Source organism: Catellatospora tritici (assembly GCF_019083965.1).
In the GTDB taxonomy this organism is placed as follows: Bacteria; Actinomycetota; Actinomycetes; order Mycobacteriales; family Micromonosporaceae; genus Catellatospora; species Catellatospora tritici.
Window position 1 is genome coordinate 39,328 of sequence record NZ_JAHRCY010000032.1, and the last position, 16,137, is coordinate 55,464.

At 69.9% G+C, this 16,137-nt stretch carries 9 protein-coding genes; 6 read left to right on the forward strand and 3 right to left on the reverse strand.

The window, feature by feature from the left end:
• The first annotated feature begins 46 nt into the window (after window positions 1–46).
• From KUA19_RS38750 to KUA19_RS38775, 6 genes are all read left to right on the forward strand, one after another.
• The gene (locus KUA19_RS38750) at window positions 47–1,612 is read left to right on the forward strand and encodes an AMP-binding protein (protein ID WP_217404397.1); all 1,566 of its coding nucleotides are present in this window, start codon (window positions 47–49) and stop codon (window positions 1,610–1,612) included.
• Window positions 1,612–3,477, forward strand: a complete 1,866-nt coding sequence (locus tag KUA19_RS38755; protein WP_217404399.1) for an MFS transporter — start codon at window positions 1,612–1,614, stop codon at window positions 3,475–3,477. Before KUA19_RS38750 ends, KUA19_RS38755 begins: the two co-directional genes overlap by 1 nt.
• A complete protein-coding gene (locus KUA19_RS38760) occupies window positions 3,467–4,168 on the forward strand; it encodes an SGNH/GDSL hydrolase family protein (protein ID WP_217404401.1) in 702 nt (233 codons plus the stop codon). The genes KUA19_RS38755 and KUA19_RS38760 overlap by 11 nt, the downstream gene beginning before the upstream one ends.
• Before the next feature lie 303 nt (window positions 4,169–4,471).
• Window positions 4,472–5,518, forward strand: a complete 1,047-nt coding sequence (locus tag KUA19_RS38765) for a S1 family peptidase (RefSeq protein WP_308167895.1) — start codon at window positions 4,472–4,474, stop codon at window positions 5,516–5,518.
• 261 nt (window positions 5,519–5,779) lie between these two features.
• Window positions 5,780–12,691: a TreTu family toxin gene (locus KUA19_RS38770; RefSeq protein WP_217404405.1), complete on the forward strand. Its 6,912-nt coding sequence runs from the start codon at window positions 5,780–5,782 to the stop codon at window positions 12,689–12,691.
• Window positions 12,688–12,993, forward strand: a complete 306-nt coding sequence (locus tag KUA19_RS38775; RefSeq protein WP_217404407.1) for an immunity protein TriTu family protein — start codon at window positions 12,688–12,690, stop codon at window positions 12,991–12,993. The genes KUA19_RS38770 and KUA19_RS38775 overlap by 4 nt, the downstream gene beginning before the upstream one ends.
• A 106-nt stretch (window positions 12,994–13,099) precedes the next feature.
• On the opposite strand, the gene KUA19_RS38780 is transcribed toward KUA19_RS38775, so the two are convergent.
• From KUA19_RS38780 to KUA19_RS38790, 3 genes are all read right to left on the reverse strand, one after another.
• A complete protein-coding gene (locus KUA19_RS38780; RefSeq protein ID WP_217404409.1) occupies window positions 13,100–14,077 on the reverse strand; it encodes an alpha-ketoacid dehydrogenase subunit beta in 978 nt (325 codons plus the stop codon).
• Window positions 14,077–15,039 (reverse strand): thiamine pyrophosphate-dependent dehydrogenase E1 component subunit alpha, encoded by a 963-nt coding sequence (locus KUA19_RS38785; protein WP_217404410.1) that lies wholly within the window; start codon window positions 15,037–15,039, stop codon window positions 14,077–14,079. Before KUA19_RS38785 ends, KUA19_RS38780 begins: the two co-directional genes overlap by 1 nt.
• 74 nt (window positions 15,040–15,113) lie before the next feature.
• A complete protein-coding gene (locus tag KUA19_RS38790; protein WP_217404412.1) occupies window positions 15,114–16,124 on the reverse strand; it encodes a methyltransferase in 1,011 nt (336 codons plus the stop codon).
• Between the last annotated feature and the right edge of the window lie 13 nt (window positions 16,125–16,137).

The following is a 16,137-nucleotide window of genomic DNA, read 5'->3' on the forward strand; positions in this document are numbered from 1 at the left end:
AATCGCGGGCCATGAGCGCAGCCGGACCAAACAGGGGTGACGTCTCGTGGGCGAGCAGTCCTTCGATCCCGCAACCAACTACGCCCACCGGGCATTGACGCTGTTCGCGAAGTACGGTGACGCCGAAGCGCTGGTGGCCGTCGACGGACGTAGATACACCTATGCCGAGCTGCACGCCGAGGTGGTCGCGATGGCCGCCGCGCTGTGGCGGCACGGCGTCCGGCCCGGCGCCGCCATCGGCGTGCTCGCCCGCAACCCGGCCGAATCCGTCTTCCTGCAGCTGGCCGCGCACCTGCTGGGCTGCCGCACGGCGTGGATCGCCAACAACGCCCCCGACCGGTTCCGGCGCGGCTTCCTCGACCTGGCCGAGGTCGACTTCTTCGTGTACGACGCCGTGATCCTGCCCGAGATGGGCGCCGAGCTGGCCGCGCTGGCGCAGGACCGCCCGGTGCTCTGCTTCGGCCCCGGCGGCGTCGGACCTGACCTGAACGCCGACAGGGCGACCGAGCTGCCGTTCGACCCCGCCGACGTCACCGACGAGCCCAGCTCGCTGTTCCAGACCGGCGGCACCACCGGCTCGCCGAAACTGGTGCACCACCGGCACGGCTTCTTCGCCGCGCTGCACCTGCTGTCGGAGTTCTACCTGGCCAGCGGCGCGCCGCAGCTGCGCCACCTGCTCGTCGCCGGCACCTGGCACGTCAGCGCGCAGACCGCGGTGTTCATGACGCTGTTCTCCGGCGGCACCGCGTTCCTGCACGACGGGCTGGAGTACCCGCTGTTCTACGAGACGGTCGCGCGGGAGCGCATCAACAGCACCCTGCTCGCCCCGCCGCTGCTCTACGTGCTGCTCGACGACCCGAAATCCGCCGACGCCGACTTCAGCAGCCTGGTGACGCTGACCGTCTCCGGCGCCGCGGCCTCCCCGGCCCGGCTCACCCAGGCGATCGCCCGGTTCGGCCCGGTCATCCGCATCGTGTACGGCATGAGCGAGTCCCCGTTCATCACCGCCATGGCCAACCTCGACCACGACCCGGACCACCCGGAGCGGTTGGCCTCCTGCGGTGTGCCCTACGGCGACGTCCGGGTGCAGATCCGCGACGAGGACAACCAGGTGCTGCCCGCCGGTGCGGTCGGCGAGGTCTGGGTGTCGGGTTCGCTGCTGATGGCCGGATACTGGGGCATGCCGGAACTGACCGAGCAGACCCTGGTCGACGGCTGGCTGCGCACCGGTGATGTGGGCCGGCTCGACGAGCACGGCTACCTGTACCTGCTGGACCGGGTCAAGGACATGATCGTGACCGGTCTGAGCAGCACCAACGTCTTCTGTCGCCCGGTCGAGGACGCGCTGGCGGGCCATCCGCAGGTGCGCGCCGCCGCGGTCATCGGCGTCCCGCACGAGCTGGAGGGCGAAGCCGTCTACGCGTACGTGGTGCCCGCCGCCGGGGCCACCGTCACCGGCGACGAGCTGCGCGCCCACGCCGCCGCCGAGCTCAACGCGATGTGGGCGCCGCAGCAGATCGAGTTCATCGAGGCGTTCCCGCTCACCGAGTCGGGCAAGGTCGACAAGAAGGCGCTGCGCGAGCGGTACCTCGCGGGCGTTCAGGAGGCGTGATGACCATCCCCGAGACGCTGATCGAGCCCGAGGTCGAGGAAGAGACCCAGCACGCCGGAACGCTGGCCGCGCTGGCCGCCGACGCGGTCTCCACCCTGGCCACCCGGGTGTCTTTCCTGGCCGTGGCGTGGCTCGTGCTCGCCGCGCAGGAGCCGACCCGGGACGCCCTGATCCGGGTCGGCATCGTCGGCGTCGCACAGCTGCTGGCATACCTGGTGGCCAGTCCGCTGGGCACCAGGCTGGCCGACCGCAGCCGCGACACGGGCACCGCGACGGTCCTGTTCGACCTGCTGTCGGTGGCCGGGCTGGCCGGGCTGGCCTTCTTCGCGCTGCCGACCGCCCCGGTGGCGGCGGTCGCCGGGCTGGCCGCGGGGGTCGGCGCGCTGCGCGCCCTCAGCGACCGCACCAAGGACGCGCTACACCGTGAGGCGGGCCCGAGCGGGGTGCGGCCGCCCCGGTCCGAGCTGGTCACCGTCGTTCAGTGGGTGCTGCTGGTCTGCTTCGGCGTCGCCGCGGGCGGGCTGGCCGTGTGGCTCGGCCCGGCCGGGGTGCTGTGGTGCGCCGCGCTGGTGTGCGCGGCCGCCGCGGCGCTGACCGTGTACGCCGCGTCGGTGCGCACCGCGCCCGCGCCCCAGCCGATGTCGGAGGCGATGGTCGGCGAGGTGCTGCCCGCCGAGCCCGGCACCCGGGCCGCCGCGTCGTCGCGCGACGTGGTGACCGAGCCGGTCGAGGTGCACGATGTGGACGGCGGCGACGAACCGGTCGCGGCCGGCGTGCCCGCCCAGCGGCAGCCGCAGCAGTCCGCCGCCCAGGCCACCACGCAGACCCAGTCCGCGAGCGCGCAGAAGGGCAGCCCGTACGCCCAGGCGCCGCCGATCGCGCAGACCTCGCGCCGGGACCTGCGCCGCGGCGCGCTGGCCGAACTGCGCTCCGACGGCCTGGTCCGTCGCCTGGCCGCGGTGCTGTTCTGCACCAACCTGCTGGTCCAGGCCGGGGCCGTGATCCTGGTGCTGGTCTGGGTCGGCGAGGCCCTGCGTGAACCGGACCTGCTCGGACTCCTCGGCGGCGCGTTCGCGCTCGGCGCGGTCACCGGCGCGGTGGTGCTGTCCGGGCTGGCCCGTGAGCCGCTGCGCTATCTGCTGGTGGCGCTGGGCTTCATCGCCGGGGGCGGCACCTTGGCGGTGCTCGACGGGCTGCGGCCGGTGCTGCTGCTGGTCGTGGTGGTGGCGTTCCTCAGCGGCGCGACCATGTCGTCGGTGACGCCCGCGCTGGGCACGCTGCTGTCACAGCGGGTGCCCGCGCCGGTGCGCAGCCGGGTCGGCGGCTACGCCGCGGCACTGGCATACCTGGGCATCCCCGTGGGCACCGTGGCCGGTGGCTGGGTCACCGGCCGGTACGAGCTGCGGACCGCGCTCGCCGTCGCCGTGGGGGCGTACCTGGTGGCGCTGCTGCTGCCGGTGCTCGCGTACCGGACCTGGCGCCAGCTCAACGCCGACGCCCCGGCGATCCTCACCGGGGCGGCGCGCCTGCCCGCGCGGCTCGCGGTCACCCTCGCCTACGCCAACGGCCAGTGGCTGGTCGAGGTGCGCAAGGGCCGCAACCTGCTCGGCGCCCGCCACCTGGTGAAGAGCTCCGAGGCGCTGGGCATGCTGACCCTGCTCGACGTGCCCGGCGTACGCCGCACCGTCGAGGAGGCCCTGGCCGCCGACCAGACCGAGGCGACGCGCCAGGCCGAGCGGATGCGCACCGAGCTGGCCGAGCTGGAGGCGAAGCTGGCCGGGCTGTCGGAGATGGCCGAGCTGAGCGAGGTGCGGCTGCCCGCACAGCCCGACCCGCGCGGCAAGGCGAACAGCCATGGCGGCTGACGACCCGCTCGCCGGGTACGACCGGCTCGCCGAGGCGACCGACCCGTACTGCCTGGCGGCGGGGGAGGCGGCGCGGCTGCTGGCCGGGCATCCGTGGAAACGGTTCGCGGTCATCGGCGACAGCGTCGCCTCCGGCGTCGGCGACCCCGTCCCCGGCTACGTCGAACTGGCCTGGTGCGACCGCATCCGGGTCGAACTGGCCGCGCAGCAGCCCGACCTGGTCTACCTCAACCTCGGCGTGCGGGAACTGCGCGCCGCCGAGGTGCGCGCCACCCAGCTGGACGAGGCGCTGCGGTTCGGGCCGGACCTGGCGCTGGTGGTCGCCGGCGGCAACGACGCGTTGCGGCGGTCGTACCAGCCGGACGCGGTCGACACCGAACTGGCCGCGATGGTCGAGGCGCTGCAGGAGGCGGGCGCCGAGGTGATCACGGTCGGCATCTTCGACGCCTCGTACGCGCCGTCGTTCCCGGTGGCGGTGAAGCCGCAGGTGAGCGAGCGGATGATGACCCTGTCCCGGCGTACGGCCGCGCTGGCGGCCCGGCTGGGCACGCTGCACGTGAACTGCACCGGGCATCCGACCGAACGCGACCCGGCCAGCTACAGCGCGGACGGCATCCACGGCAACCTGCGCAGCCACGGCATCTGCGCCGCCCTCACCATCCGCCGCCTCGGCACCCACCTGGGCCGCTGACGCGTCCCTCCTCCGCCGCGCCCCCCGCCCAGGGTTCCGTGCAGTTTCGGGGAAACTGCTGGAATCCTGGGCGTTGTTCGTGCACTTTCCCCGAAACTGCACTCACCCACAGCCCCGCCACGACGCGGAATGTGCACCTCTGGTTCCCCGAGACGCAACTTTGGCACATTCATCTATCTCCGCGAATATTGAAGAACCTTTCCTTCCTCTGGCAGCATGTTGCACGACCGTTCCATGCCTAACCGGGCAAAGGCGGTCGAACCTCCGGCATGTCCCCACGTGCCACAACCCCGAGGAGGATCAGTGCACTCGACCCCGAACCTGCTGCGCCGCCGCGCCACCGTGAGCGTCGCCGCCCTCGCGCTCGCCGGCAGCATGCTGGCGACCGCCCCCGCGCAGGCCGCTCCCGCCCCGCTGTCGCCCACCGCCGCCACGACACTCGCCGCCGACCTGGCCTCGCCGGGTGCGTACGTCGGCGACGACGGCCGCATGGTCGTCACCGTCACCGACGCGGCCGCCGCCGACAAGGTCCGCGCCGCGGGCGGCGTGGCCAAGCTGGTCAAGCACACCGCCGCCCAGCTCGAGGCCGCCCGCGCCGATCTGGACAAGCTGGCCCGCATCCCCGGCACCACCTGGGCGGTCGACCCGGTGAGCAACCAGGTCGTGGTCACCGCCGACAGCACCGTGACCGGCCTCAAGCTGGCCCGGCTCAACGCGGTCACGGCCCGCTTCGGCGACGCGGTCCGCGTCGAGCGGGAGGCGGGCACGCTCAGCCGCTTCCTCGCCGGTGGCGACGCCGTCTACGGCGGCGGGTACCGCTGCTCGCTCGGCTTCAACGTCCGGGCCGGGAGCACCTACTACTTCCTCACCGCCGGTCACTGCACCAACCTGGCGACCAGCTGGTACACCAACTCGGCTCGTACGACTCTCATCGGCGCCCGCGTGGGCACCAGCTTCCCCGGCAACGACTACGGCATCGTCCGCTACGACAACGCCGCCATCGCCCACCCGGGCACGGTGAACCTGTACAACGGCACCACACAGGACATCACCAGCGCGGGCAACGCCGTGGTCAACCAGACCGTGTACCGCAGTGGCAGCACCACCGGCCTGCACAGCGGCCGAGTGACCGCGACCGGCGCGACGGTCAACTACGCCGAGGGCACCGTCACCGGCCTGATCCGCACCACGGTCTGCGCCGAGGGCGGCGACAGCGGCGGCTCGCTGTTCGCGGGCACCGTGGCGCTCGGTCTCACCTCCGGCGGCAGCGGCAACTGCAGCTCGGGCGGCACCACCTACTTCCAGCCCGTCACCGAGCCCCTCGCCGTCTACGGCGTGAGCGTCTACTGATCCACGATCCACTCCGAACCGGACGGGTTCCGGTCGCGGGCTGAATTTCGGGCCGTCCGCAAGCATGCGGGCGGCCCGCTCGGCGATGGCGTCGGGTTCCGGTGGCGGCCTTCATGATCGAACACAGGCCTTGTCGAGATTGGGCGATCAGGGTAGCGTCCGCTCGACGTTTCGCCTGCATCCACGGGGGATTTTATGGCCGCGCCTGGGACAAGCATGTCCTCAGCTGCCCTCAAGCACATCTCACTTCGAGCTGTTTCAATGCGTTCACGACTGATCCGCCTGGTCGGCGTGGTCGGTGCAGTGTCCGTCGTGGTCGGGGCCTCGCTGGCAGTGACGCCGGCGCCCGCGGTCGCGCAGCCGCCGAGTCCGAAAACCCAGCAGTTCGCCCATCCGGCACTGCGCACCCCGCCGGCCAAACCGGTGACGCACTACCAGGAAGCGGCCAAGCCGTGGCAGGCGCCGCCGGTGGCCTGGCCGACGGCCGGCAGTGCCATCGTCGATCTGGCAGCCGACCCGACGTCGTCGTTCACGCCCGAGGTCGGGGCCCAGAAGGTGCGCGCGGCAGAGCTGCCGGTCTGGGTGGGTCGGCCGGCCGGTGTCAGCCGCCGACGGGGCACGCGATCACGGGTGAAGGTCACCCTGTCGGACCGTGACGCGTCGAAGGCGGCCGGGGTGACCGGTCTGCTCGTGTCCGCCGAGGCGGTCGACGCCACCGGCGCCGGACCGGTCACGGTGAGCATGGACCTCTCGTCGATCGCCGGCGAGTACGGTGCGGACTGGCTCGGGCGGGCCCGGCTCGTGCGCCTTCCGGCGTGTGCGCTGACCACGCCGACGGTGCCGTCCTGCCAGGTCCAGACACCGGTTGCCACCAGCCGGGATGCCCGGACGCGGACCCTCACCGCGACGGTCGCGCTGGACGCGCTGACCGCGACCTCGGCGCAGGGCGCCGTGGCGGGTGTCGACAGCGCGGCCGGCTCGTCCGGGATGCTGGTGCTGGCAGCCACCGCCGGTGCTTCGGGCAACGCGGGTGACTTCGGAGCCACCTCGCTGACACCCAGTGGTTCCTGGTCGGCGGGTGGCAACTCGGGCGGATTCTCGTACTCCTATCCGATTCTCGGTCCTCCCGTGCCGGCCGGCAGCGGGCCGTCGGTGGCGTTGTCGTACAGCTCGCAGGCGGTCGACGGGAAGATGGTGTCGACCAACAGCCAGTCCTCCTGGATCGGTGACGGCTGGGACTACACACCGGGGTTCGTCGAGCAGACGTATGTGAATTGCAAGGACAATCCGCAGGGCACGGCGAAGAACACCGATGACGCCTGCTGGGCAGGCCAGATCCTGCACGTGAGCTTCGGCTCGACCTCGGCGGACATGGTCTACGACGCGACGCTGCCGACCAAGTGGAAGTTGTCGAACGACAACGGTGAGAAGGTCGAGCAGGTCCGGACGCTGGGGATCAACGGGACGTTCGACGGCCTGTACTGGAAGATCACCACGCAGGACGGCATGCAGTTCTACTTCGGGCGTAACCAGCTGCCGGGGTGGGTGTCGGGTAAGGCGGTGACGAACTCGGCGTGGACGGAGCCGGTGTACAGCCCGTACTCGGGCGACCCGTGCTACGCCAAGACCAACCACCTGTGCACGATGGCGTACCGGTGGAACCTCGACTACGTGGTCGACACGCATCACAACGCCACGGGCTACTTCTACAACGCCTACACGAACTACTACGGCCAGAACGGCGGCACGACCGGGGTCTCCTACATCCGTAGCGGCGAGCTGGACCACGTCGACTACGGCATGGTCGACCCGACGCCGTACGCGGCCAGCGCCCCGGCGCGGATCAAGTTCAACACCTCCGAGCGGTGCGTGGCCACCGGCACGGCGTGCAACGCCGGCAACATCACCACCACGCCGTCGAACTGGCCCGACACCCCGTACGCGGACCTGAACTGCAACTCCGGCGCGGTCTGCAACGTGCACTCGCCGACGTTCTGGTCGCGGCTGCGGCTGACCTCGATCGTCACCAACGTCTGGAACGGCACCGCCTACAGCCCGGTCGACACGTACGCGCTGACGCAGACGTTTCCGGCCAGCCAGGACAGCACCAGCCCGTCGCTGTGGCTGTCGACGATCACCCGCACCGGCAACGTCGGCGGCAACATGACCATGCTGCCCGTGACGTTCACCGGCTCGAACATGCCGAACCGGGTGGACACGGCCGACTTCGCCCCGGCGATGAACCACCAGCGCCTCACGCAGATCGTGACGGAGACGGGTGGAAAGATCGGGATCGGTTATACCGGCCAGCAGTGCACCGCCCCAGTCACGATCAACCCGGCGACTAACACCAGCCTCTGCTACCCCGTGTACTGGACCCCGCCGGGACAGACCCAGCAGAAGCTCGACTGGTTCAACAAGTACCTGGTTACTTCGGTCGGTGAAGAGGATCCGACCGGATACGGCCCGCCGAAGGCGACGGAGTACCAGTACGTCGGCACCCCAGCGTGGCACATCGACGACAACGAGTTGACCAAGGCCAAGTACCGGACCTACGGACAGTGGCGCGGCTATGCCGTAGTGCGTACCCGTACCGGCTCGGCGCAGAAGACACTGACGGAATCCCGCTTCTTCCGCGGTATGGGTGGCACCGTCACCCTGTCGCCGGACGTGCCCTGGCCCTCGGGCGGACCCGCTGCCAGTGTCACCGACAGCGAGGAGCTGGCCGGGGGGGTCCGCGAAACCGTCACCTATCTGGGTGACGGTGGGGTTCCGATCTCGGCGTCGGCGACCGACCAGTGGGTCAGCGCCGCTCACGCGACCCGCGCCCGCACCGGCGTGCCTGATCTGACCGCCACGTTCCGTCGGGGGGTCGTCGGGTACGCCACCACCGCGATCACGTCGTCGACACCCACGACCTGGCGCACCACCAAGACCGAGACGACCTACGACACCAGCACGGGCCTGCCGACCGTCGTCTTCAACCACGGCGACCTCGCGGTGCCGTCGCAGGCGACCTGCACGACCGTGGGATACGCGCCGGCCAACACCAGCCTGAACCTGGTCAGTCTGCCCGCGGACATGGAGAAGGACGCAAAGGCGTGCGGTGGCAGCGGCGTCAACGGGCTCACCGCACCGACCAGCCTGAACCGTCCCGCTGATGTGATCAGCAAGGTTCGCACCTACTACAACGACCCGACGTTCGACACCACCTGGCCGCAGCCCAGCGCGCCGGCCAACAATGACGTCACGATGCTGCGTACCGCGTACGACTACACCGGCGGCGCGTTCCAGTACCGGACGAGCACGAGGAACGGGTACGACAGCTTCGGCCGGGTGACCTCGACGACAGACGCGATCGGCAACCCGCCGACGACGACTACGTACACCCAGACCAACGGCCTGACCACGCAGATCAAAAGCACCAACGCGCGGGGCCGGTTCAGCATCGACACGCTCGACCCCACCCGCGGCGTGGTCACCAAGGCGGTGGACGCGAACAATCTCGAGGTAGATCTCGCCTACGACCAGCTCGGTCGCCGGACTGCGGAGTGGCTGCCGGGCAACAACACCACCACCAATCCGGCGAACATCGTCTTCCAGTACGACATCTCCAACACGGTGCCGTCGGCGATCACGACGAAGATGATGAACGACAACGGCTCCTACCGGGTCTCGGTGGCGTTGTTCGACGCGCTGACCCGGCCGCGCCAGGTGCAGAGCCAGTCGCCGACCGGCGGCCGGCTCGTCGACGACACCTTCTACGACAGCCATGGCTGGGTGGTCAAGGCCATCCACCAGTACCACGACGCCTCCGCGCCGAGCAGCACCCTGGTGGACCTTCGCGGCCAGGACAACCTGATGCTCAACGAGAACCTGGTCACCTATGACGGTGTCGGCCGGGTAGTGCTGGACAAGTCGCAGCGGGCGGGTGTCGCGAAGTGGCAGACACAGACCGTGTACGAAGGTGACCGCACCACGTTGCTCGGGCCGCCGGGCTCCACTCCGGTCACCGCGATCAAGGACGCGCTCGGCCGCCAGGTGGAGCTTCGTTCCTATACCGCCGCTCCGTCAGTCGTGGGCGGGCAGGTCACCGGTGGGTCTTTCACGAAGCTGACCTACGGCTACGACCTGCGTGGCAACCAGTCCTCGGTCACCGACGGCGCGACCCCGGCCAACACCTGGACGTCGACGTTCAACCTGCTCGGCCAGGTCACCGACAAGACCGACCCCGACACCGGCGCGACGCACCTGACCTATGACGCCAACGGCAACCTGCAGTCCAGCAAGGACGCTCGGAACAAGACCATCTTCCACACCTACGACGACCTCAACCGGCCCACGAACGTCTACGACGGACCGAATACGTCGTCTCCGTTGCTGGCGTCCTGGTCCTACGACTCGACGACCATCACGAACGGGCTGGGGCAGCTGGCGTCGTCGACCAGCTACGACAACGGCTACGCCTACACCACCACAGTCGGTGGCTACACCAACCGGTATCAGGCGAAGTCGGTCACGGTCGGCATCCCCGCCGATCCGCGCAACGGCACCCTGGCCGGCAGCTACCTGTTCACCAACACTTACAGCCTGAACAACGAGCTGCTGACCAAGGTCGCGTATCCGGTGACCACCGGTGCGCTGCCGGCGGAGACGGTGAACTTCGGCTACAACGTACTGGACCTGCCGACCAGCACGAGCAGCCTGCTCGGCGCCTACATCAACACCACCCTGTACAACGACTACGGGCTGGTGTCGCAGGTCCAGATGAACACCGGCACCAACGCGTCGTACCTGACCCCCATGTACGACGACCACGACCTGCGCCTGGCGAGCACGCACGTCGAGCGCACCGGCGGGATCCACGTCGACGACGTGACCTACCGGACGCTGCCGGCGGGCACGGTCACCGCGATCGTGGACAAGCGCAACGACACGATCACCGAGACCCAGTGCTTCGACCACGACCTGCTCGGCCGCCTGACCGCGGCGTGGACGGCCAACGACGACTGCGCCGCCGACGTGGCGGTCACCGGCTCGAACGCGACCGTGGGCGGGATCGACCCGTACTGGACCAGCTGGACGTTCAACGACCGGGGCGACCGGTCGCAGGAGGTCCAGCACGCGCTGACCGGGCAGAGCGGTGGCGACACCACCTCCACCTACAACTACCCGACCAGCGGCGGCACCCAGCCGCACGCCCTGACCTCGGTCACCGTCCAGGGCCCGAACGGCTCACCCAGCGGCTACACCTACGACCTGGCGGGCAACCTCGCCACCCGCACCACCACCGCCAACGGCGCCCAGACGATGACCTTCAACAGTCTCGGCAAGCTGGCCGCCGTCGACAAGAACAGCGGCGCGGCGACCTCGACATACACCTACGACGCCGGCGGCAACATCCTGGTCCAGCGCGGACCAGGCACTGTCACCGTGTATCTACCGGGTGAGGAACTCACCCTCAACACGCTCAGCGGGGTGACCACCGGGAAGCGGTACTACTCCGGCGCGGGCGTGACCGCGGTCCGCACCGGCACCACATCCACCGCCTTCAGCTACCTGATCAACAACAACCAGGGCACCGCGACCCTGTCCACCGACCGCACCGGCCAGAACCCGAGCTGGAAGCCGTTCACCCCGTACGGCGGACCCCGCGGCACGCAGCCGGGTCTGTGGCCGGACACTCACGGCTTCCTCGGTCAGCCCACCGACAGCACCACCGGGCTGAACATCATCGGCGCCCGCCAGTACGACCCGACCACCGGCAGGTTCATCAGCCCCGACCCCGTATTCGAAGCCACTGACACCAACCAGCTCGGCGGCTACTCGTACGCGGGCAACAGCCCGATCAGCCACAGTGACCCCACCGGGCTGTGCGCGGCCCACAACGACCCCGGAACCCCCTGCGGCGACGGCCACATGCACGACCCCAAGCCAACCACCGACGACACGACGACGCAGGTCAAGGTGACCTGTGACACCACCTGCCAGCTGAAGCGGAGCGCGGGCGTAACCCCGGACCAGCTCAACTTCATGCGCCTGCACGGGTACACGGGTCCGAACGACCCCACGTACGCGGATGTCATGAACTGGTCTGCTTCGGCGCTCGTGCACTGGCGCTACGCGTGCCAGAACATCTTCGGCGGCACTGCGGACCAGTGCAAGCAGCCTCCGGGTTACAAGGCTCCGACCGGGGGCGACTACGTCTGGGCTGCCGTGGAAGGGGCCAACAACACGATCACGATCGCACTGCTGCCCATCTTCTGTATCGAAGAGGGCATGTGCAGTGTGACGCTGGAGCAGAAATCCGAGGTCCTGACGGCTGAAGCCACCATGGAGCTCGAGGCTCTGATCGCCGAGGACTCGCTGATCGCCGAGGAAGTGCTCGGAGAGTCCCTGGTCCACTGCAACAGCTTCGATCCGGACACGCGGGTCCTGATGGGCGACGGCACGAGTAAGCCGATCAAGGAGGTCAAGGTCGGCGATGTGGTGCTGTCGACCGATCCGGTGACCGGACAGACCCGGTCTGAGCGCGTCACCCGCCTCCACGTCAACCAGGATGCCGCGCTCACCGATCTGACGGTGGTGATCGACGGTCACGTCAAGGCCGTCATCCACACGACGACCCACCACCTGTTCTGGAACGAGTCCGGGCAGCACTGGTCCGCGGCCGGGCGACTTCGCCCAGGTGATTCGCTGAAGACGGCGGACGGGCATGTCGCCAAAGTCGCCGGCGTCCACACCTGGACGGGGCAACGCGAGATGCGGAACCTGACGGTGGATCTCCTGCACACGTACTACGTTCTCGCCGGAGAGACGCCGATCCTCGTCCACAATGACGACAGCCTGGTCACGGTGGGGCGTTGGATGTCGACCGCCGAATACGATGCCATGGTGAAGACCGGAATGGTCCAGCGGGGCGGTGGCGGTTTCTCCTACGTCGTCTATCCGGCGAACAGGGACGCCTACATCTCGTCGCGTCCGGGCTCGGTCTACGTCGAGTTCGACGTACCGAAGTCGACGCTGATCGACGGCGGTCGACCCGGTGACTACAAGATCTCGGACTCGGACACCATCTTCTCGCGGCTGAGTGTGAAGCGAGGCGGCCCTGAACTACGGCTCCCCGAAGCCAAGAACATCAAGATCGTGGGAGCTGGAGGAGTCGTGTGTTGAGAGACGCGGAGCTTTTGAACGCGGTTCGATCCTGGATCGATGCCCGCCAGACCGATGCCGCCGCGGCCGATCTGATCTCCGGAGTCGAAGAGTCTTCCGGAGACCGGAGTCCTCGGTCGATCAGCTGGATCCTGGAGGGCCCGGAGACGATGGGGCAGCTCGTCGTATGGGAAGACGGCCGGGCAGAGCTCGATCTCGCAGACATCGTCCAGGGTCAGGCGCAGACGGAACAGCAGTTCATCCCTGATCGCGATGAGCTGTACCGGATACTCGAACGCGTATGGCGATGGGTCGATCGGTGATGAACCATCACCCGGCCACCATGTGATGGTGTGATCAACGGCAATCGGAATGGCGCAGCCACGGACAGTGGCGGCGCCATTCCGATTCTGTCGGCCTGCCGCTCGGTCAGCGCGGCGTCGCCTTGAAGACCTCCTGGACCGCGGTGAGCAGCTGGTCGGCCTGCGGCTGGACGGCCAGGTCCAGTTCACGGGCGAACGGCAGCACCGCCCCGTCGGGCCGGGTGACCCGCTTCGGTGGCACCGTCAGCCGCATCTCCTCCGAGGCCGTCGCCAGGATCTCGCCCGCGATGCCGCACATCCGGTTGGAGTCGTCGATGACGACCAGGCGTCCGGTCTTGTTCACCGACGCCGCCAGCCCCGCCCAGTCGAACGGGTACAGCGTGCGCGGGTCGAACACCTCGACGGAGATCTGATCGGCCAGTTGCTCGGCGACGGCCAAGGCGTCCTGTACCAGGTGCCCGACCGCGACCACGGTGACGTCGCTGCCCTCCCGGTGCACCCGCCCGACCCCGAGCGGCACCGCGTCCAGCGCCGCGATGTCCACGTCTGCGCGTACGCCCAGCGCCCCGGCCGGGGCGAACAGCACCACCGGGTCGTCGTCGCGGATCGCGCTCAGGAACAGCCCGTACGCGTCCTCGGGCGTCGCGGGCACCACCGTCTTCACACCCACGTGCGCGAACAGCCCGTACGGGTGGTCGGAGTGCTGCCCGGCCCAGCCGCTGCGCGACCCGGACCCCGGCACGAAGTAGGTGACCGGCACCTTCGCCTGCCCGCCGGTCATCAGCGAGAACTTGTGCGCCTGGTTGGCGATCTGCTCGAACACCAGGAACAGCAGCGACGGGATCTGGAACTCGATCACGGGCCGCTTGCCCGCCAGCGCCGCGCCGGTGGCGAAGCTGGTGAACGCCTGCTCCGACAGCGGCGTGTCGACCACGCGGTGCGGCCCGAACTTGCCGAGCAGCCCGGTGGTGACGTTGTTGACGGCGACGCCGATGTCCTCGCCGAGCACGCACACGTTCTCGTCGCGGGCCATCTCGTCGTTGAGCGCCCGGGACAGGGCCTTGAGGTAGGAGAGCTTCGCCATCACCGCACCGCCGAGTCGAGTAGTCCGTTGCCGTCGCGTGTCCGCAGACCGGTCGCGTACAGGTGGTCCAGGGCCCCGGCCGGATCGGGCGCGGGGCTGTCCAGGGCGAACGCGACCGCCTCGGCCAGCAGCGCCTCGATCTCGGCGTCGACGCGGTCGCGGACCTCGTCGGCCAGGCCCAGGACGTCCAGCGGGTCGCGGGAGCGTCCGGCGGCCACCTCGTCGTCGCTGCGGTAGCGGACGCGGGCCTTGTGCTCCCAGGTGTGGTGGGCGTCGAAGCGGTACGCGGTGCACTCGATGAAGCTCGGACCCATACCGGCTCGGCCGCGTGCCGCGGCCGCTTGGGCGGCCGCGTACACGGCGCGGGCGTCGGTGCCGTCGACGCTGACCGACGGGATGCCGAACGCCTCGGCCCGTGCGGTGATCGACCCGGCGACCGCCTGCGCGACGGTGAGCGTGGTGGCGTAGCCGTTGTTCTCGCAGACGAACAGCACCGGCAGCCGCCACAGCGCGGCCAGGTTGAACGTCTCCAGCAGTACGCCCTGGTTGACGGCCCCGTCGCCGAAGAAGCTGACGGTGACCACGTCGCTGCCGTCGTTGCGGCGGGCCCAGGCCGCGCCGGTGGCGATGGCGCCGCCCGCGCCGACGATGCCGTTGGCGCCGTAGATGCCCTTGCCGAAGTCGGCCGCGTGCATCGAACCGCCCCGGCCGCCGTTGAGGCCGGTGGACCGGCCGGTGAGCTCGGCCAGCATGCGGATCGGGTCGGCGCCCTTGGCCAGCACGTGGCCGTGGCCGCGATGGGTGCTGGTGATGATGTCGTCGTCGCGCAGCGCCGCGCACACCCCGGCCGCGATCGCCTCCTGCCCGATGTACGGGTGGATGCCGCCGACGATGTGCCCCGAGTGCACCAGCTCGATGGAGCGTTCCTCGAACCGGCGGATCAGCCGCATCACGCGGTACATCGACTCGTCTTCGCCTTCACCTCGCTCCGCTCGGCTCAGGCTTGCGTCCCCCATGATTCGTTCGCTTCGCTCGTTCATGCGGGGCGCGCCTCCAATGCTCCAGAGGTAGGGGAGCCGTCGGCCCGCCGTACCGCGACGATCTCGAATTCGGCCTTGACCAGCAGCTCGCGGTATTCGGCCTCGGTGCGGTCGTGCCCCTCCTGGGTGACCAGCATGAGCAGGTCGACCAGCCCGGCCCCGGGCCGGTTCGCGGTCTCCTGCTCGGGCAGCAGCTCCTCCAGCACCACGACCCGGCCGTGCGGCGGCACCGCCGCCCGCACCCGGGTCAGCACCTGCAGCGCGTGCTCGTCGTTCCAGTTGTGCAGCACCCGGGCCAGCAGGTACGCGTCGGCCCCGGCCGGGACGCCGTCGAAGAAGCTGCCCTCGGCGAACTCGACCCGCTCGGCCAGGCCCGCCTCGGTCAGGCGGGACCGGGCGGCCAGCACGGCCTCGGGCAGTTCCAGCAGCACCGCGCGCAGGTCGGGCTGTTCGGCCAGCAGGCGGGCGAGCAGGTTGCCGTTGCCGCCGCCGACGTCGACGACGGTCTTGGCCCAGCTCAGGTCGCAGGCGGCCAGGGCGGCTGGGGGCTGCTCGTCGGCCATGGACTGGTGGAACACCGCCGCGGCCTCGGGGTCCTCGCCGAGGTAGTCGTAGAAGGGTCGGCCGTAGACCGCCTCGAAGGCGGGTCGGCCGGTGCGCATGGTGTGCATGATCTCGGCGAAGGAGCGGAACACCTGGTCGCCCTGCATCAGCGCGTTGAGTCGGACCGAGCCGGGCACGTCGGCGCGCAGCAGCTCGGTGGTGGGGGTGAGGCCGTACACGCCGGGGGCGGGCTGGGTGAACAGCCCCATCATGGTCAGCGCGCGCAGCAGGCGGCCGAGTGCGCGGGGGTCGGCGCCACACTGGTGTGCCAGCGCCGCCACGGGCACCGGTCCGGCCGCCATCAGGTCGGGCACCCCGAGCTTGACCAGGGCGTACACGCCCTGGGCGACCCAGGAGCCGGAAAGGATGCCCAGCAGTTTGCGGCGGGCCAGTGCTTCGTTCACGTTCGCTCCGGTG

What these genes read in the sequence shown, in the direction of transcription:
- KUA19_RS38755 (WP_217404399.1), top strand. Translation starts at nt 1,612, where the DNA reads ATGACCATCCCCGAGACGCTGATCGAGCCCGAGGTCGAGGAAGAGACC.
- KUA19_RS38760 (WP_217404401.1), top strand. Translation starts at nt 3,467, where the DNA reads ATGGCGGCTGACGACCCGCTCGCCGGGTACGACCGGCTCGCCGAGGCG.
- KUA19_RS38770 (WP_217404405.1), top strand. Translation starts at nt 5,780, where the DNA reads ATGCGTTCACGACTGATCCGCCTGGTCGGCGTGGTCGGTGCAGTGTCC.
- KUA19_RS38780 (WP_217404409.1), bottom strand. Translation starts at nt 14,077, where the DNA reads ATGGCGAAGCTCTCCTACCTCAAGGCCCTGTCCCGGGCGCTCAACGAC.
- KUA19_RS38785 (WP_217404410.1), bottom strand. Translation starts at nt 15,039, where the DNA reads ATGTACCGCGTGATGCGGCTGATCCGCCGGTTCGAGGAACGCTCCATC.